The following is a 17,879-nucleotide window of genomic DNA, read 5'->3' as shown; positions in this document are numbered from 1 at the left end:
TCAGTAGGCGAACTGGTCCAGTACGCCGAACTTGTCGGCGGCGCCTCCGTTGGAGGCGACCACGATGCGGCGGCTGATCGTGTGCTCACCACCGGCCGGCAGGTCCAGCTTGAACTTGCTCATCGTGAAGTTGCTCTGCGAGTAGCCGGTGAACGCGCCGCTGGCCGCGCTGTAGACGAGGCCGTAGGTCTCGTTGTCCGGCGTCGTTCCGCTCTGCCCGATCCACCGCTTCCCAGTCGGCACCTGGCTGAACGGCCCGCCGCTGGTGACGACCGGGAAGCCCGCGACGGCCGAGCGTGAGCCGGCGCCGTCGTGGTCGATCGCGTCCCCGGCCCACACTGACAGCACCGCTCCTGTGCCGTTGGTGAAGGTGGTGTCGGCGGTGACGAACGACTCGTCGGGCGTTGCCGTGAAGGTGGTGACCACCTTGAGCTGAGGGTGCTCGGCGGACGCGCCCTCGACCCGAACGACGGCCTTCTGTCCATCGTTCTGGACGATTTTCACCTCGGTCGAGCGCACCTGCAGCTGCTGCCAGGCGTTGCCGCCGACCGGTTCGGCCATGCTGACGTACGGCAGGTTGATCCAGTCGAGCTGGTCCGGCTGCCCGGTCAGCGCGAGGTCGAGCACCTTGCCCGTGGTCGACGGGCTCAGCTGCGGGTCGTTGTAGACCTTGGCCACCGCCATCGCGAGCAACTTGTTCTCGATCACCACGTCACCCGGTCCACCCTCGACCAGGCCGCTCGGCAGCCGCTTGCCGATGCTCGCGTCGACGTTCACCGGGCTGACCTGCAGGTCGATGCCGTCGGCCCCGCCGGCGCCGACCGTGAGCTCGCGCGCCGCCGTCGCGAAGCCGAGCTGCGCCACCTGGAGGGTGTACGAGCCGGCGCCGCCCGGCAGCCCGACGCGGTAGTTGCCAGCGGCATCCGTCGTGGTCCGGCCGATCGCCGTACCGTCCTTGACCACGCTGACCGCCGTGTTGGCGAGCGGCGTACCGTCGGCCTTCAGCGTCACCTTGCCGGACACGACCGGCCACGGCGCGGCCGTCGTACCGCCCGGGGTGAAGGCGTACAGGTTGCCGTCGAAGGCCCCCGCGACCACGGTGTTGCCACTGACCGCCGGGCCCGCCGACACCCAGGTGCCGATGTTCTGCGACCACAGCGGCTGACCCGTCCGCGCGTCCAGGGCGTAGAACCCACCACTGTTCGCGCCGACGAAGAGGGTGGTGCCCGACAGCGCCGGTGAGGTGAACGATCCACCGCGGTACTGCGAACCCGGCAGCAGCTGGTCCCAGATCACGGCGCCGGTGGTGGCGTTGAGCGCTGTCACCGCACCGCTCGGGAAGGACATGTAGACGGTGTTGCCGCTCAGCGCGGCCGCGGACGGCGTCGCGCCGCTGCTGACCAGCGACGGGTGCGTGCTGGTGTAGCTCCAGAGCACCGTGCCGGTCGCGCCGTCGCGCGCGACGATGCCGTTGTTCGACCCGATGAACACCTTGCCGCCACCAGCGGTCGGTACGCCGTCCTGCCAGCCGCCGAGCGTGTCGGTACCGGTCCACAGCTTCTGGCCGGTCTTCAGGTCGTACGCGATCACGATGCTGCCGTCCTGGTTCCCGACGTACACGCGACCGTCGGCGACCGCGGGAGTGCCGTCGCTCATCGTGTTGCCGGCCATCGGCGAACCCCAGATCCGCCGCCCGGTCTTGGCGTCGAGGGCGAGCAGGATGCCTGCCGCCGCCTCACCGAACCGGGTCTGGAACGGGAACAGCACCTTGCCGTCGGCAACCGTCACGCCGTAGTACCCGTAGGTGCGCTGGTTGCTGCCCTCCGGCGCCGCCTCGGGGTCGTTGCGCCACTTCAGCTTGCCGGTCCTGGCGTCCACCGCGAAGAGCGTGCCGCGCAGGGTCGGGACGTAGACGAGCCCGTCGGAGACCGCGACGCTGCCGTGCACCGACGACGGGACGTCGTAGCTCCACAGCTTCTTGCCGGTGGCGAGGTTCACGGCGTGCACCTCGCTGTTGCCCTCGCCGTTCTCGTCCCGCGTCCCGGCGTACACGACGCCGTCGACGATGGCCGGCGAACCGGTCAGGAACGTGCCCTTGGTCCGGTACGACCACGCCAGCCGCTGGCCGGCCGCGATGGAGTCCGCGGCGACACCGCTGTGCGACGCGTCGCCGTGGTGCTGGTTCCAGTCCGCCCCGGCGACCGGCTTGATCGCCTTCTCGTTGGTCAGCGTGAACTTCGAGGTGCCCTTCCAGGTCGCCTTGGACTTGTCGGTCGCCTCCACCTCGAGGGTGTGCTTGCCGACCTTCGCGTTACCCGGCAGCTCGGCGTACCAGGTGAACTCACCGGTCGGGTCGAGCCGCTTCCAGTTGCCGTTGTCCAGGCGGTAGCGGACCTTCACCGGCGCGTCGGTGGTGTCGTAGGCGTTCACCTGGATGCCGGGGAACTTGTCCAGCGGGACCGAGGTGCCCGGCGCCGGCGACACGATCGTCAGGTCCTTCTCCGCGCCGTAGATCCGGAACGGGTTGTCGAAGGTCTTGTTGTCCATGTTCACGAACCGGAACCCGCGGGGCGAGTTGTCGATCGTGTACGACGACGAGACGGTCTGGATGTGCTTCGCGGTCCTGGCGAACTGGCTGTTCGGCTCGACGTCGTTGCTGTGCTCGTGCCCGACCAGGATCAGCTCGGCCTGGTACTGCTCGAGCACCTTGCCGAACTCGTCGTACACCGACGGCGAACCGAACGGCACGTTCATCGGCTGGTGGGTCAGCACGACCAGATGCTTGCCCCGCTTGACGTTCTGGGCCAGGTCGGCCTTCACCCACTCCAGCTGCTCGGCGAACGGCGCGGCGCCGTTGTTCTCCAGCACCAGGAAGTGCCGGTCACTGTAGTCGAAGGAGTACCACTCCGGGCCGACGTGCTTGCGGTAGTTGTTGATCCGCGCCGCGTACGTCGAGCCGGCGGCGTACTCGTGGTTGCCCACGGCCGGCCAGACCGGCACCTTCGACTTCGCCGTCGAGGCCTTGTAGAACTCGAACTCCGCGTCGGTCGCGTTGTTGGTCAGGTCACCGCTGACCTGGATGAACGCGAGGTTCTGCCGGGTCGAGTTGATCTCGCTGATCTGCTCGGGCAGCTGCGCGTTCACGTGCGGGTCGGCCACGTTGCCGAAGGTGAACCCACCGTCGGCCGACTTCTTGTCCTTGCGCAGCCCGAAGTTCACCTCCCGCGTGTCACCGGCCGCCAACTGGCCGAGGTTGCGGAAGAACTTGGGGGTCATGGTGTCGTCGGTGCCCACCGAGTAGCCCGACGGCTGGGTGACGAAGACGATGTCGACGTCGCGGCGCTCGACGTCGGACGAGAAGGAGTAGTGCCCCTTCCGGTCCGTCACGACGAGCTGCTGACCGTCCGAGACGGTCACGCCGGCCAACGGGGTCTCGTTGGTGTCCTGGCGGTTGTCGTTGTCACGGTCCTCGAAGACCGTGCCGGAGATGGTGGCGGCCGGCGCGTCGACCGCGTCGGCGATGACACCGGTCAGCGGTACGCCGATCACCAGCGCGGCGAGGCCGCCGGTGACGCCGTACAGGGCTTTGTGCCAGCGCGTGGCGGGAGGACGATCGCTCGACGTGCGAGTCAGGCCGATCATGCGAGGAAGAACCTTTCTACGAACCAGAAGGTGCCGAAGGCGGCGACGACCCCGGTCGCCGAGCGGACAACCGGAACCGACAGCCGGCTCCGGCGGATCAGCAGGACCAGCGGGAACACGGCCAGCAGCAGCAACGCCTGGCCGGTCTCGATGCCGACGTTGAAGCTCAGCAGCGAGACGAGCAGTTCCGGGCTGACCTGATCGGTGATCCGCAGCGAACCGGCGAAGCCGAGCCCGTGCAGAAGACCGAAACCGAAGACCACCGGGAGCCGGTGGCGGGTGGAGCCGAGCAAGTTCTCGACCGCGACGAAGGCGATCGACAGCGCGATCAGCGGCTCGACGACGATCGCGGGCACGGTGATCCCGCCCAGCAGCGTGGTGACCAGCGTGACGCTGTGCGCGACGGTGAACATCGAGGTGACCTGGAGCAGGTTCTTGAGGCTCTGCGCGCCGAGGATCAGGGCGACCACGAAGAGCACGTGGTCGAGGCCGAGCAGGATGTGCTCGACGCCCATCCTGCCGAACTGCAGGCTGGACGAGGCGACCGTCGAGTCGCCGACGGTGAAGTCGTGGTGGCTGCGATCGAAGACGGTCCGCCCGGAGTCGTCGCCGAAGTGGTACTCGACCAGGTTGGTGTGGTCGTCGGCGACCGCCTCGTTGTCCCCGAACACCTTGTACTGCAGGCGAAACGTGCCCTGGTCGCCGGCGCAGGCGTAGGTCAGGCCAAGTTCGGCGTACGGCGTACTGGCGCGGCTGCCGACGGACGTGGTGGCCAGCTCCGGCTCGCAGGCGGCGCCGTCGAGGGAGACGATCACGCGGTCGTGCAGGTAGGTCTCCAACGCCGGCTTGGCGGCGTCGAGGGCCTTGGCGCGCTGACCGTCGTCGGTCGCCGGTTCGCCGAGGTCGACGGCGCGCGCCAGGACGGCGTACTCGAGGCTGAGCTGGAAGTTCACCTGGCTGCCGTCCTGCGTGACGGTGGCATAGCCGGTGGACGCGATCACGTGGGCGGACGCGGCCGTGGTCCCGGCCAGAGCCAGGGCAGCAAGCAGCCCGAAGAAGGTCAGCAGACGACGCATGGGCTGAATCCCACGCGACGTTGATGACCGGTCAGGAAACTATTTACCAACAGAACAACATCATCTGAAACTGACACGCAGTGTCACCGTTCTCACTGCGTGTCAAGGTCAGCGCGTTGTTTACAGCACCGGCAGCAGCTTGTTCAGCTCGAACGGCGTGACCTGCTTGCGGTAGTCCTGCCACTCGACCCGCTTGTTGCGCAGGAAGAAGTCGAAGACGTGCTCGCCCAGCGTCTCGGCGACCAGCTCGCTGTCCTCCATCGCGTGGATCGCCTCGGCCAGGCTGTTCGGCAGCGGCTTGATGCCGAGCGCGCGGCGCTCGCGGTCGGTCAGGGACCAGATGTCGTCCTCGACCTCGCGCGGCAACTCGTAGCCCTCCTCGATGCCCTTGAGGCCCGCGGCCAGCATCAGCGCGAAGGCCAGGTACGGGTTCGCGGCGGAGTCGAGCGAGCGGAACTCGACCCGGCTCGACTGGCCCTTGTGCGGCTTGTACATCGGCACCCGGACCAGCGCGCTGCGGTTGTTGTGACCCCACGAGATGAACGACGGCGCCTCGTCACCGACGGCGAGCCGCTTGTACGAGTTCACCCACTGGTTGGTGACCGCGGTGATCTCCGCCGCGTGGTGCAGCAGGCCGGCGATGAACGCGCGCCCGGTCTTGGACAGCTGGTACTGCGCGCCGCCCTCGAAGAACGCGTTCCGGTCGCCCTCGAACAGCGACATGTGGGTGTGCATGCCCGAGCCGGGCTGGTCGCTCAGCGGCTTGGGCATGAACGAGGCGTAGATGCCCTGGCTGAGCGCGACCTCCTTGACGACCACGCGGAACGTCATGATGTTGTCCGCGGTGGACAGCGCGTCGGCGTACCGCAGGTCGATCTCCTGCTGGCCCGGGCCGCCCTCGTGGTGGCTGAACTCGACCGAGATGCCCATCGACTCCAGCATCGTGATCGCCTCGCGGCGGAAGTCGTTGCCGATGCCCTGCGGGGTGTGGTCGAAGTAGCCCGAGGAGTCGACCGGCTCGGGATAGGTGCCCGGGGCGCCGGTCAGCGACTTGAACAGGTAGAACTCGATCTCGGGGTGGGTGTAGAAGGTGAAGCCGAGGTCGGCCGCCTTCGACAGGGTCCGCTTCAGCACGTGCCGCGGGTCGGCGAACGAGGCCGAGCCGTCGGGCATGTTGATGTCGCAGAACATCCGCGCGGTACCCATCGTCTCGCCGCGCCAGGGCAGGATCTGGAACGTCGACGGGTCCGGCTTGGCCAGCATGTCCGCCTCGGTCACCCGGGCGAACCCCTCGATCGCGGAACCGTCGAACCCGATCCCCTCGGCGAACGCGCCCTCCAGCTCCGCCGGGGCGACCGCCACCGACTTCAGGAAGCCCAGCACGTCGGTGAACCAGAGCCGCACGAACCGTACGTCGCGCTCCTCCAGCGCGCGCAGCACGAACTCCTGCTGCTTGTCCATCGGCGGTTCCACCTCTCTCGACGTACTGCAGAGCACCGGACCTCACACAGTGTGCCCCGGCAGTGTTAAGCAGACGTTACGTGGCCGCCGGGACATCGTCTGTCCCAGGGCCTAGGGTTGCGTCGGTGCAGACGATTTTCCACGCCGCGCTGTTCGTGGCCGCCCTGCTCTGCATCAGCGACCTGCTGCTCAGCACCGGCCGGTTCGTCCGGTCGCTGCAACGCCGCCGGCCCGCCGAGCTGGACGTGCTCGGGCGGCGCTGGCTCCCGATCCCCGAGCTCGGGTACGGCATGTTCGCGTTCTGCTGCCCCGGGCTCGTCACGCTCGGCCTGACCCACGAGGACGGCTTCCTCCCGACCAAGCAGATCCTGCTCGCCGCGCTCGTCTTCGGGTACGCCGGCGCGGTGCTCTCGCGAGTCGTCCGCACGCCGGGCCCGGGCGGCCGGCGCTTCCGGCTACGCGCCGGGCTGCTGCTGGGTCTGCCGGCTGTCTTCGGCCTGGTCTTCGGGCTCTCCGGCGTCGCCACCTGAGCCCCTGCGCCGCTGGAACCAGGGGATGATCCGCTCCATCGGGGCGAACGCGAGCCAGCAGACCACGGTCGGCAGGAAGTGGATCAGCAGGATCGCGGTGTTCGCGACGTGGAAGCCGATGAAGAACAGCGCGCCGAACAGTTGCCAGCGGCCCTTCAGCCAGAGCACGAGCGGCGACAGGAACTCGCCGATGATCCCGACCCACTGCATCACGTGCAGCATCCACGGGTGGTGCAAGAGCCACTCGCCGACCGGGTGCGGCCGGCGCACGATCGCCCAGGTCAGGATCGCGCTGCCCGGCCAGGTCAGCGCCCAGCCCGCGCTGCGGAGCTTGGCGACCGCGGACAGGAAGTACGTCGCGATCACGCTGATCTGAACGCAGCGGATCGCCCAGCCGGCCGCCTCGGAGGTGGTCTGGTCGGCGTACACCGAGCCCTTGCGGTGCTTGTTCGGAGCGACGGTCGGGAGGACCCAGAGTGCGACGACGAGCGCGAGGTGGTCGTGGTCGACCTTGCCGTCGCTCATCCCGATCAGGACCCACCAGGTGAACGCCGGCGCGACCACCCAGCCCGCGAGCCGCGGCAGCCGGTTGGACGCGGCGATCAGGCAGAACACGATCAGTACGACGTACAGGGTGGTCGTGTTGGCGACCGAGGGCTTCGGGAGGTCGAACAGGCGGGCCAGGAAGAGCGGCTGGTAGAGCCCGGGGTGCTCGCCCTTGAGCCGGGTGTCGCGGACGAACGCGTGCATGTCGAGGATGACGAACAGGTACAGGACCGTCCGCAACCAGGCGACCCGCGCCAGCGCGATCTTGGGCGTGAACCAGTCGGCGACCTTGGACATCACTTCACCTGCCAGGTGGCCATGACCTCGGCCTTCGGCGGCCCGTCGACGCGTCCGTCCACCAGTTGCGTGGTGTCCCGGATCAGCTCCAGCTTCACGTACTTCGGCTGGTCCGGGTGCTTGCGCGCCCACCCGTCCGCCACCTGCTGCAGCAACGAGGGGTCCTTCACGATCTCGCCGGTCCGGGCTTCGATCTCCGCCCGGGCCACCCCGGCGCCCTCGATGTTCAACGGCACGTCCACCGAGGTCCCGGCATCGGTCTCCGCCTGAATGCGGGTGAACGTGATCGACGCGTCGTCCGGCACGGTCATCGCGTACTGCGACATCGGCCCGAACGGCCACACGTCGTCCGTCATCCGCACCGACCCGTTCACCAGCAGCACGATGCCGACCACCGCCACCACGACCCTGACCGTCTTCCCCACCCGGCCCAGCCGCAGCCCATCACCCGTCGTCACGTCCGTCATTACACACCACCCCCGGTTCGGCCCAGCAACCCCGACATCTCAGCCCCGTCTCGACCCCTCCACCGGCCAGAGTTGTCCAATGCGCATCACCGTCCTGCTCGCAGCCGCCGTCCTCCTCACCACCGCTTGCGGCACCGAACCAGCCGGCACCACTCGCAGCGCGGACTCCACCCCGAGCGTCCTGCCCTCCCCTCCCCCGACACCGGAGCTGACCCGACCGGTCGTCCCGACCAAGCTGCCGTCCCGGCCAACGCTCCCCAAGAGCGCCTACCAGCAACTGACCGTTCACCGGCTGACCGAGCCGGACACCTCTCTCAGAGCACCCGCGACCGGCTTCGCCCAGGTCGTCCTCGCCTGCGACTACGAGGAGTGGAGTCCGCAGGAGCAGCGGAACGTCATCGAGAGGATGCCTGCCAACGCCGTCCGCGGTGACTACCTGGACGCCAGGACTGCGACGCGGACCGCGGAGGCGCTGGGCAGCCACGGGGATCCGGTGGCGACGGACTACCTCGCGCGGAGCTTCACCAAGGACTCGTGGCCGACCCGCAAGCTCGTCACCACGTACGACGTGGCGCGCGGCAGTCTGACGCGGGCCAACGTGGTCGCGGCGCGCAACTTCTACGCCGACGGCTGCTCGGCCAAGTACGTCGCTCCGCTGCTGGCCGGCGTACGGGTCAGCATCTACGCGCCGTGGACCTGGAAGCTCTGAGAAGATCCCGCCATGGCGACGATTCAGGAAGTGGCGGAGGCCTTCTCGCGGCACCGCTTCTCGGAGGTGTACCCGTTCCTGCACCCGGAGGTGACCTGGACGCTGGTCGGGGCGGCGAAGCTCGAGGGGCACCAGCAGGTCGTGCAGGCGTGCGAGAACGCCCTGGCGGGGCTGGCGCGGTCGACGACGCAGTTCCTGCGGTTCAAGACGATCGCGAACGCCGACTCGGTCGCCGTGCACGCGGTGGCCCGGTACGTCGACGCGAAGTGGCAGTCGTCGTTCGTGTCGTCGTGCGACCTGTACGAGTTCACCCAGGGACATCTCACCTCGATCACGTCGTACACGGTGGAGATCGATCCCGACACGATCACGTGACAACGGGAACCGGCGAGCCGGAGGTCCGCATCTACTGAGACATGAGCCGTCGACGGTGGTGGGCCCGGGCCCTGGTGGTGGTTGCCGCGTCAAGTGCCGCGCTGGTCGTGGCACCCTCGCCGCAGGTGTTCGCGGCGCCCAGCCCCGCGACCGAGCAGGTCGACTCCCTCACGATCGACTACAAGGTCGGCAGCGACGGCGTCGTCCAGGTCACCGAGACGATCGTCTACCGCTTCGGTGAGTCCTCCGGCCGGCACGGGATCTACCGCGACCTCGTGGTCCGCGAGCCGAACGGCGACGACCAGGACCGCCGGTACGACGTGACCGACGTGCACGTCACCAGTCCGACCGGCGCCGACACCAGCGTGCGGCAGGAGGACCTCCAGCTCGGCAGCCCGCGGACGAAGGCGCTCCGGCTGCGGATCGGCGCTCCGGACCGGACCGTCACCGGCGACACCGCGACGTACGTGGTCAGCTACCGGCTGCGCGGCGCGATCCGGTCGTTCCCCGATCACGACGAGCTGTACTGGAACGCGACCGGCCGAGGCTGGATCGCTCCCCTGCAGCAGACCACCGTCACCGTCGAGGTCCCCGGCGGCGTCACCCGAACGGCTTGCTACGCCGGCGAGTCCGGCGCAAGCACTCCCTGTACGACGGCCAAGATCACCGACGGCCGAGCGACGTACACCCAAGGCAAGCTGTCGCCGGGTGAACAGCTGACCGTCGTCGCCGCGATCGAGCTCGGGCAGGTCCCCGCGGACACGGCCATCCTCGAGGACGCGGCCGGCCCGACCTCCCCCGGTCTGCTGAAGCTGCTGGGCGGTCTGCTCGCGCTGATCATCGTCGCGGCTGCCGCCGTCGTCCTCTTCTTCCGCTGGAACCGCAGCGCAGCCACCGGCGAACCCGTCACCGCGCCCCCGGCGATCAGCGTCGCCGAGTCCCGCCTGCTCACCCACGGGTACGTCGACGCCGAAGCCACCCAGGCCACGCTCGTCGAGCTCGCCCTGCTGGGGACCGTCCGGCTCGACACCGAGGAGGAGAGCGACACCGTCGTCACCCTCGTGACCCCGGCCGCCACCCGGCGTCCCCACCACCTCGCGCTGCTCAGAGGCCTGTTCCCCACGCTCAAGCCCGGTGCCACCGTCCTGCTGCAACGCCGCCGGCGCCCACTCGACGCCCAGGCCGCCATGATCCGCGCCCTACGGACCGAGATCGCCACGTCGGGCTGGTTCGCCCGGCTTCCGTCCCGGAGGCCACCGCTGGTCCGGCGCAAGCTTCAGTTCGTGCCGATCTTCCTCAGCGTGCTCGGCCTCGCGCTGCTCGCGTTCCTCGCGAGCGCGATCAGCACCGAGGTCTCCGGCCGTCCGCTCGACGGCATCCTCGTCCTCGCGCTGGTCGTGGTCGCGGGCATCGTCCTGTACGTCGTCCGCCGCGCGACAACCCGCGGCCGGTTGACGCGATCCGGGCGCGAGCTCGTCGGTGAACTGCGGTCCTTCCAGCGGTACCTGACCCAGGTCCGCGCCGACGACCTCTCCGACCCCGAGCTCGCCGAGTTGTTGCCGTGGGCCATGGTCCTCGACCGCGGCGACCGCTGGGAGGAGCTGATCGCCGGTGGCGACCCGGTCAGCGTGTTCAGCTCGGTGGGGATGTTCCGGATCGGCCGGTTCCGGCGCGGCGTCGCGGCGTTCACGGCCGCCGGCCTGGTCGGCGGGACGAGCACCGGGTGGGCGGCGGACAACCGGTACGGCGCGGACTCCGCCGGCAGCAGCGGCTCGGGCTTCAGCGGCGGTGCCGGCGCGGGCGGCGGTGGTGGAGGCGGGGGCGGCGGCTCCTGGTGATCAGCAAGGCGTCCGTCACGCGCGTCCGCTGCCTGGTGATCAGCCGTCCAGACGCGTGAGGTGCAAGGCCACCGGGCTCGTCGTACCGATCCACACCAGCTGAGCCTGCGCGTCGGACGTCGTCACCGACCGCAGCCCCGGCACGCCTTCGAAGGTGCCCTCGATCGTCCGCGGCAGCAGGTGCTCGAGCACCTCGGCGAGCTCCGGGCCGTCCTGCCACTCGACCCGTGCGGTCGACGGATTCGTCTGCCACAGGTCCACCCAGCCCGCGGCGTCCTCACCGAACAACCGGGTCCGCAGGACGTCGGCAACCAGCCCGAGCAACGTCGCCGCGGGCGTGGCGACCAGGTTGAGCAGGTGCCGTTCGTCGTCGGACAGGTCCGGCAGGGTCGGCTGGTCGGCAAGGCTGAGGTTCACGTCGTACTCCGCGCAGGTGGTTCCGGGTGGTCTGCGGATCGTCGGTCACCGTCGTACCGCCGGACGACTCGACACGCCGGTGCGGTACGTGATCCTGCGAATCAGCACCTCGAACGGCCCGCGGTAGTCCGCCCGACGCATCCGGTCCGCCAGCACAACCGTCAGCATCCAGGTCGCCGTCGCAAGCAGCGCTGTCGTCGCCACGGTCAACGTGTCCGACAGGTCGAGCAGGTACGGCGTGAAGACGATCGCCCAGACGACCGACTGCATCAGGTAGCAGGTCAGCGATCGTTGCCCAGTCGCCGCGATCGCCTCGGTCACCCGGCCGCGCCGGACCCGCGTCGCGATCAGCACGATCAGCGCGGCGTACCCGAGTCCGCCGATCGTCCCGCTCGCGTCGTGCAGCGGCCCGATCAGGTTGAACGTGTCCCTCGATGGCCGGTCGATCACGCGCGCCAGCGTCAGCGCGACCGGCTGCGCCCCCAGTACGGCGATGGTGACGCCCGCGACAGCCGTGGCCCTGAGCAACCGAAGGTGCTCGGCCGGACGCTCGAGGATCCGGCGACGGCCGGCCCACAGCCCGATCAGGAACGGCGGCAGGAACCCGATCGGACCCAGCAACGCGATCACCGGGCTGACCAGGATCCGCTGCGAGAACTGCGTCCAGAGATCCGGCGGCAGCATCGCGGCGTCCGGCCCGTCGGCGCTGATCGACAGCGACGTGTCGCCCGGCAGCGCGGTCAGCGCCAGGACGAAGAGAGCGACGACGAACAGCCAGCGGTCCTTCCACCGGATCGCCCAGACGCCGAGGAACAGCAGCACGCCGTACGCCGCCAGGATGTCGCCGACGTACAGCAGCATCGCGTGCAGGAATCCGAGCACCACGAGCACGGCGCTGCGTCGCCAGAGCAGGAACCGCGTCGCCCACACGGTCCCGGTCTGCCGGCGAACGATCTGCGCGACGCCGTACCCGAACAGCAGGCCGAACATCGGGAACGCCCGCCCGTCGACGAACGTGGCGATCAGCCAGGTGACGGCGCGGTCGACCGCCGACCCGTCCTGGGGGAAGCCGCCGAGCACCGAGGGGCCGCGGAGGAAGTAGTGCGAGTTGGCCAGGGCGATGAACAGCAGCATGAAGCCGCGGGCCAGGTCGGGGCCCAGCGCGCGGTCGGTGACGGCGGTCGGTCCTTGCTCGGTGGAGGTCACGTTTCCAGTGAATCCGCGGTGCTCCGGACAGTCGTCGGCGGAAAGTATCCGCGCCCGCAAACCTTCGTACTTGTTAAGTCCTGGCCTGGATCGGCGGAGTCGCTTCGACCGGCGCCGCGAACCCAGTAGGGTGCACAGGTGCCTCAGCTCCGGCTTGCTCTCGCTCAGCTCGACGTGACGGTCGGCGACCTCGACGCGAACGCGGACAAGATCGTCTCCTGGACCCGCGGCGCGGTCGACCGCGGCGCGCACGTGGTCGCCTTTCCCGAGCTGGTCCTGACCGGCTACCCCGTCGAGGACCTGGCCCTGCGCGGCTCGTTCGTCGACGCGTCCCAGTCCAAGGTGCAGACCCTCGCGCGACGGCTGGCCGACGAGGGCCTCGGCGACGTCGTCGTGGTCTGCGGGTACCTCGACCGCGCGGCCGGTACGGCGATGGGCGTCGACCGGCTCGGCCGGCCGAAGGGCTCGCCGACGAACTCGGCCGCGGTGATCCACCAGGGCCGCGTCGTCACCAGCGCGGTCAAGCACCACCTGCCCAACTACGGGGTCTTCGACGAGTTCCGGCACTTCGTGCCCGGCAACACGTTGCAGGTGATCCGGATCCACGGCATCGACGTCGCGCTGGTGATCTGCGAGGACCTCTGGCAGGACGGCGGCCCGGTCGCCGTCACCCGCGCGGCCGGTGCGGGGCTGCTGCTGGTGGTCAACTCCTCGCCGTACGAGGCGAACAAGGACGACGTCCGCGGCGAGCTGGTCGCGCGCCGGGCCCGCGAGGCCGGCTGCGCGCTGGCGTACGTGAACCTGGTCGGCGGCCAGGACGAGCTGGTCTTCGACGGCGACTCGCTGATCGCCGATGCCGAGGGCAACGTGTTCGCCCGGGCCCCGCAGTTCGAGCAGGGCTCGATGCTGGTCGACCTCGACCTGCCGGCCGCGACCGCGATCCCGGTCGCCGAGCACGAGGGCATCGAGATCGTGCACACCGTGCTGCACGAGGAGCCGCTGCCGGCGTACGAGCCGCTGCAGCCGGCGATCGCGCCGCGGCTGTCGGACGAGGCCGAGATGTACGGCGCGGTGGTGCTCGGGCTGCGCGACTACGTGCGCAAGAACGGCTTCAAGTCGGTGCTGCTCGGGCTGTCCGGCGGCATCGACTCCTCGCTGGTCGCCGCGATCGCCTGCGACGCGGTCGGTCCGGAGAACGTCTTCGGCATCTCCAACCCGAGCATCTACTCCAGCGACCACTCCCGCGACGACGCCGCCGAGCTGGCCGCGCGGACCGGGCTGAACTACCGGGTGATCCCGATCCAGCCGATGGTGCAGCCGTTCCTGGAGACGCTCGGGCTGAACGGCCTGGCCGAGGAGAACCTGCAGGCGCGGGTCCGCGCGGTGATCTGGATGGGGCTGTCGAACGCCGACGGCCACCTAGTACTTGCCTGCGGCAACAAGTCGGAGCTGTCGGTCGGGTACTCGACGATCTACGGCGACTCCGTCGGCGGGTTCGCGCCGCTGAAGGACGTGCCGAAGACGGTGGTCTGGCGGCTGGCCAAGTGGCGCAACGCCGACGCCGTCGCGAAGGGGCAGCAGCCGCCGATCCCGGAGAACGCGATCGCCAAGCCACCGTCGGCCGAGCTGCGGCCCGGGCAGGTCGACACCGACTCGCTGCCGCCGTACGACCTGCTCGACGACATGCTCGACGACTACGTCGAGCAGGACCGCGGCAGTGCCGAGCTGGTGGCCGCCGGGTTCGAGCCCGAACTGGTCAGCAAGGTGGTCCAGCTGGTCGACAAGGCGGAGTACAAGCGGAGGCAGTATCCTCCGGGTCCCAAGATCACCCACAAGGCGTTCGGCCGCGACCGGCGGCTCCCGATCACGAACGCGTGGCGTGAGGACGCCAGAAAGGCTGCCGACAACTGAGTGGATCGTGGCGGAACCGCCCTTCTTCCGACGCTCCCTGGGACAGCCCGTTCGACGAGCACCCCGGTCGTTCCGGCCTGCCCGCGGATGCTGTGAGCGATCCCTCATCGACAGCCGGTGGCGCTCACCCTCCGCAACGGTGGGACGATGAGGGCATGGTTGACAACTTCATGTCGGCCGGTACCAACGGCGACGCCGACGACGAGCTGCCGGCGCCGTACGGGACCGGACCGAAGAACCGGACAACCGAGGAGCACCACCGCTCGGACTACGGCTACGCCGACGACCCAGGCGACAGCTGGCGCGACCGCTCGACGCTGGAGGGCCTCAACCCGTCCCCGTCGCTGCCGAACGCACCCCGCACGTACGACCGCGGCCCGGTGCCGCAGCAGCCGTACGTCCCCAAGCCCCCGTTCCTCCCCGCCGAGGACCGCGGCTACCCGAACCAGTACGACGAGCGCCAGCGCCAGTACGACGAACGCCGCCCGGCGCAGTACGACAACACTCGCGAGAACGTCCGCCCCCTCCCGCCGGAGCCCGTGCGCGACAACGGCCGAGGCTTCCCGCCGGAGCCGGGACGCGACCTCGGGCGCGAATCCGCCCGCGAGAACGGGCGCGGCTTCCCGCCGGAGCCGGGGCGCGACGCCGCCCGCGACGCGGGACGCGACCTGGGGCGTGAGCCTGCCCGCGACAACGGCAGTCCCTTCTCGCCCGAGCCCGGGCGTCTGCTCCCACCCGAGGGGCGGGACCCGGCGCGCGAGACCACTCGCGAGATTCCGCAGGAGCCTGTGCGGTACGAGGACTCGCCGTTTGCTCCTTCGGCGTACCAGGAGCGGCCTCCTGCTCCGCCTCAGCCTGGCCGGCAGCAGAGCCCGTTCGCCCCTCAGCAGGGTGAGCCGCCGCGTCGCGCACCTGAGCCGCCGGCCAACCGCCAGGGCCCGCCGCCGGGTGCTCCCCCGCAGCAGCGCCCGGCCGGACCTCCGCCGGGCAACGGTTCCAACGGACTGACCCAGCACGGCAACGGCGCGACCAGCAACGGCTGGAGCGGCAGCGCTCCGACGCCTCCGCCCCCGCCGCCGTCCAACGGGCTCACCAACCGCCCGTCCGCGAACACCCCGCCGCCCGCCCCGAGCAACGGCACCGCGAACGGCAACGCCCAGCCCGCGCCCAACCCGCTCGGCTCCAGCAACGGCACGTCCCTCGGCACCAGCAACGGCCTGGGTTCCGGGACCGGCAACGGCCTGGGGTCCACCGCGAGCAACGGCCTCGGCACCGGCTCCGGCACGAGCAACGGCCTCGGCTCCAGCACCGGCAACGGGCTCGGCAACGGCAGCACGCTGGGTAACAGCAACGGGTTGAGCAGCAGCAACGGCCAGACCAACCCACCTGGCAACGGCTACCCGGCCCAGCAGTCCACCGGCATCCAGCCCGCCATCCAGGCCTCGACCCCCACGCCTCCCCCGCCGGGCGCCCAGCAGCGCCCGCCGGCCAACCGGCCGCCGGCTCCCCAGCCCCCGGCCCAGCAGAACGCAGCGGTCAACGGCTACCCGACCGACCCGAGCGCGGAGTACGAGATCAACCACCCGGAGCAGTCCCGGACAGAAGCCCGTCCGGAGAACCGACCGGAGCAGTCCCGCACGGAAGGCCGTCCAGAGATGCGTACCGAGGGCCGCCCGGTCGGCGCCCGCCGTCGTGCCGACGTCCAGCAGGACGCCCCGAGCCAGGTGAAGGCCGAAGCGGCCGTCTCCCACCGGGCCCGCCGCGCCCAGCCCGGCGGCAACGCACCGGCACCGCAAAGCACCCCAGGCCAGCCCGGCGCGCAAGGCCAAGCGAACACACCAGGCCCGGCCCAGCCGACAGGACAGCAACCGGCCAACATCACCAACACGACCCCGTCCGACCCGTCGCACTCCGGCGTCCTGAACGCCCCCGGCGCGACCGGCACCCCGGCCGACGGCAGCAAGCGCCCGCGCAAGTACCGCATCCACCACCTGCGCGACATGAAGAACCGCGGCGAGAAGTGGGCGATGCTGACGGCGTACGACCAGTACACCGCGGAGATCTTCGACGACGCCGGGATCCCGGTGCTGCTGGTGGGCGACTCGGCCGCCAACAACGTGTACGGCTACGAGTCGACCCTCCGCGTCACCGTCGACGAGCTGATCCCGCTGGCCCGCGCGGTCGCGACCGCGACGCAGCGCGCGCTCGTCGTGGCGGACCTGCCGTTCGGCTCGTACCAGGCCTCGCCCGAGCAGGCGTTCCACACGGCCGTCCGCTTCATGAAGGAGGCCGGCGTCGCCGCGGTGAAGATCGAGGGCGGCCGCACCGTCGTACCGGCGGTCGAGAAGCTCACCCAGGCAGGCATCCCGGTGATGGCGCACATCGGCTTCACGCCGCAGAGCGAGCACGCCATCGGCGGCTACCGCGTCCAAGGCCGAGGCGATCAAGCAGCAGGCCTGATCGATGACGCCGTCGCCCTCGCCGAGGCCGGCGCCTTCTCGGTCGTCCTCGAGATGGTCCCCGGCGACGTCGCCGCCGAGATCACCAAGCGCATCCCGGTCCCGACCATCGGCATCGGCGCCGGCCGCGACACCGACGCCCAGGTCCTCGTCTGGCAGGACATGGCCGGCCTCCGCTCCGGCCCCATGCCGCGCTTCGTCAAGCAGTACGCCGACCTCCGCACCATCCTCACCACCGCCGCCACCACGTACGCCGCCGAAGTCACCAACGGCACCTTCCCCGCCGACGAACACACCTTCTGACGCCAACCCCTGACGGTCGCCGACCTACTCGCGACCGTCAGGCCGTCGTCATCGCCGCACGCGGTAGTCGAGTACGACGATGCCTGACGTCAACGGAGTCGCGCTGGTGAGGTCGAAGTGGGTGGTGGGGAGGTCCCGGTAGAGCAGGGCTTCCGGGCCGCCGTGGCCGATAAAGAAGGGGTGGACCCAGAGGCGGAGGCGGTCCAGGAGGCCTGCGGACAGGAGCGTGCGGGTGACCTCGCCGACGCCGAACTGGACGATGTCGCCGCCGGGTTCCTGCTTCAGCGCGGTGACCGCCTCGACCAGGTCGCCCTTGATGACATGGCTGTTCGTCCATTGCGGCGCGGTCAAGGTACTCGAGGCGACGTACTTCGGCATCGTGTTCATCTTGTCGACCAGCTCGTTGGCGGGCAGGTTCGGCCAGACGCCGGCGAAGCTCTCGTAGGTGTGCCGGCCCATCAGGATCGCCGAGCAGCCGAGCACCAGGTCGTTCTGGATCCGGTTGCCCTCGTCGGTGAACCCACCCGTGTCCGGCCAGTTCTGCGGGCTCTCGATCACCCCGTCGAGGCTGATGTAGGTGGAGTTGACGATCTCGCGCATGGTGTTCCTTCCCTCGGTGGACGACCTCCAGCATGTGGTCGA

The 17,879-nt window shown here is 69.9% G+C and carries 14 protein-coding genes; 6 read left to right on the top strand and 8 right to left on the bottom strand.

The features are described 5' to 3' along the window. The 3 genes from ABD235_RS02500 to glnA form a co-directional block, all read right to left on the bottom strand. Positions 1–3,642, bottom strand: a complete 3,642-nt coding sequence (locus tag ABD235_RS02500) for an outer membrane protein assembly factor BamB family protein (protein ID WP_344168638.1) — start codon at positions 3,640–3,642, stop codon at positions 1–3. Continuing rightward, complete coding sequence (locus ABD235_RS02495) at positions 3,639–4,718, bottom strand: HupE/UreJ family protein (RefSeq protein WP_344168635.1); 1,080 nt, start codon at positions 4,716–4,718, stop codon at positions 3,639–3,641. Before ABD235_RS02495 ends, ABD235_RS02500 begins: the two co-directional genes overlap by 4 nt. Before the next feature lie 120 nt (positions 4,719–4,838). Then, on the bottom strand, positions 4,839–6,179 hold the full coding sequence (glnA, locus tag ABD235_RS02490) for a type I glutamate--ammonia ligase (RefSeq protein WP_344168632.1): 1,341 nt from the start codon (positions 6,177–6,179) through the stop codon (positions 4,839–4,841). A gap of 125 nt (positions 6,180–6,304) precedes the next feature. Here glnA and ABD235_RS02485 point away from each other — a divergent pair, with 125 nt between their 5' ends. Beyond that, a complete protein-coding gene (locus ABD235_RS02485) occupies positions 6,305–6,709 on the top strand; it encodes a hypothetical protein (protein ID WP_344168629.1) in 405 nt (134 codons plus the stop codon). Here ABD235_RS02485 and ABD235_RS02480 read toward each other — a convergent pair. Together ABD235_RS02480 and ABD235_RS02475 are read right to left on the bottom strand one after the other, a co-directional pair. Beyond that, the gene (locus ABD235_RS02480; RefSeq protein ID WP_344168626.1) at positions 6,635–7,552 is read right to left on the bottom strand and encodes an HTTM domain-containing protein; all 918 of its coding nucleotides are present in this window, start codon (positions 7,550–7,552) and stop codon (positions 6,635–6,637) included. The genes ABD235_RS02485 and ABD235_RS02480 overlap by 75 nt on opposite strands. Further along, positions 7,552–8,019: a hypothetical protein gene (locus ABD235_RS02475; protein WP_344168623.1), complete on the bottom strand. Its 468-nt coding sequence runs from the start codon at positions 8,017–8,019 to the stop codon at positions 7,552–7,554. The genes ABD235_RS02480 and ABD235_RS02475 overlap by 1 nt, the downstream gene beginning before the upstream one ends. 79 nt (positions 8,020–8,098) lie before the next feature. On the opposite strand from ABD235_RS02475, the gene ABD235_RS02470 reads away from it, so the two are divergent. From ABD235_RS02470 to ABD235_RS02460, 3 genes are read left to right on the top strand one after another with little or no spacing between them, the layout of a single operon-like run. Next, a complete protein-coding gene (locus ABD235_RS02470; RefSeq protein WP_344168620.1) occupies positions 8,099–8,728 on the top strand; it encodes a hypothetical protein in 630 nt (209 codons plus the stop codon). 12 nt (positions 8,729–8,740) lie between these two features. Then, positions 8,741–9,103, top strand: a complete 363-nt coding sequence (locus tag ABD235_RS02465; RefSeq protein ID WP_344168617.1) for a nuclear transport factor 2 family protein — start codon at positions 8,741–8,743, stop codon at positions 9,101–9,103. A gap of 41 nt (positions 9,104–9,144) precedes the next feature. Continuing rightward, positions 9,145–10,941 (top strand): DUF2207 domain-containing protein, encoded by a 1,797-nt coding sequence (locus ABD235_RS02460; protein WP_344168615.1) that lies wholly within the window; start codon positions 9,145–9,147, stop codon positions 10,939–10,941. Between the two features lie 39 nt (positions 10,942–10,980). Here the strand turns inward: ABD235_RS02460 and ABD235_RS02455 are convergent, their stop codons facing one another. Both ABD235_RS02455 and ABD235_RS02450 read right to left on the bottom strand, forming a co-directional pair. Next, positions 10,981–11,358, bottom strand: a complete 378-nt coding sequence (locus tag ABD235_RS02455) for a hypothetical protein (protein ID WP_344168612.1) — start codon at positions 11,356–11,358, stop codon at positions 10,981–10,983. Between the two features lie 45 nt (positions 11,359–11,403). Then, on the bottom strand, positions 11,404–12,564 hold the full coding sequence (locus ABD235_RS02450) for a DUF418 domain-containing protein (RefSeq protein WP_344168610.1): 1,161 nt from the start codon (positions 12,562–12,564) through the stop codon (positions 11,404–11,406). A gap of 138 nt (positions 12,565–12,702) precedes the next feature. Between ABD235_RS02450 and ABD235_RS02445 the strand changes: the two genes are divergently transcribed. Together ABD235_RS02445 and panB are read left to right on the top strand one after the other, a co-directional pair. Next, a complete protein-coding gene (locus ABD235_RS02445) occupies positions 12,703–14,475 on the top strand; it encodes an NAD+ synthase (protein ID WP_344168607.1) in 1,773 nt (590 codons plus the stop codon). Between the two features lie 155 nt (positions 14,476–14,630). Continuing rightward, complete coding sequence (gene panB, locus ABD235_RS02440; RefSeq protein WP_344168604.1) at positions 14,631–17,237, top strand: 3-methyl-2-oxobutanoate hydroxymethyltransferase; 2,607 nt, start codon at positions 14,631–14,633, stop codon at positions 17,235–17,237. A gap of 48 nt (positions 17,238–17,285) precedes the next feature. On the opposite strand, the gene ABD235_RS02435 is transcribed toward panB, so the two are convergent. Next, positions 17,286–17,837, bottom strand: a complete 552-nt coding sequence (locus ABD235_RS02435) for a dihydrofolate reductase family protein (protein WP_344168602.1) — start codon at positions 17,835–17,837, stop codon at positions 17,286–17,288. Positions 17,838–17,879 lie beyond the last annotated feature (42 nt).

The sequence above is a fragment of the Kribbella lupini genome (assembly GCF_039529595.1).
GTDB classification, from domain to species: Bacteria; Actinomycetota; Actinomycetes; order Propionibacteriales; family Kribbellaceae; genus Kribbella; species Kribbella lupini.
The sequence above is the reverse complement of the archived record's forward strand: the minus strand, read 5'-3'. Positions and strand labels throughout refer to the sequence as shown.

Coding starts and splice junctions, on each gene's coding strand:
- ABD235_RS02500 (WP_344168638.1), bottom strand. CDS start 3,642: ATGATCGGCCTGACTCGCACGTCGAGCGATCGTCCTCCCGCCACGCGC.
- ABD235_RS02495 (WP_344168635.1), bottom strand. CDS start 4,718: ATGCGTCGTCTGCTGACCTTCTTCGGGCTGCTTGCTGCCCTGGCTCTG.
- glnA (WP_344168632.1), bottom strand. CDS start 6,179: ATGGACAAGCAGCAGGAGTTCGTGCTGCGCGCGCTGGAGGAGCGCGAC.
- ABD235_RS02480 (WP_344168626.1), bottom strand. CDS start 7,552: ATGTCCAAGGTCGCCGACTGGTTCACGCCCAAGATCGCGCTGGCGCGG.
- ABD235_RS02475 (WP_344168623.1), bottom strand. CDS start 8,019: ATGACGGACGTGACGACGGGTGATGGGCTGCGGCTGGGCCGGGTGGGG.
- ABD235_RS02470 (WP_344168620.1), top strand. CDS start 8,099: ATGCGCATCACCGTCCTGCTCGCAGCCGCCGTCCTCCTCACCACCGCT.
- ABD235_RS02465 (WP_344168617.1), top strand. CDS start 8,741: ATGGCGACGATTCAGGAAGTGGCGGAGGCCTTCTCGCGGCACCGCTTC.
- ABD235_RS02460 (WP_344168615.1), top strand. CDS start 9,145: ATGAGCCGTCGACGGTGGTGGGCCCGGGCCCTGGTGGTGGTTGCCGCG.
- panB (WP_344168604.1), top strand. CDS start 14,631: ATGGTTGACAACTTCATGTCGGCCGGTACCAACGGCGACGCCGACGAC.
- ABD235_RS02435 (WP_344168602.1), bottom strand. CDS start 17,837: ATGCGCGAGATCGTCAACTCCACCTACATCAGCCTCGACGGGGTGATC.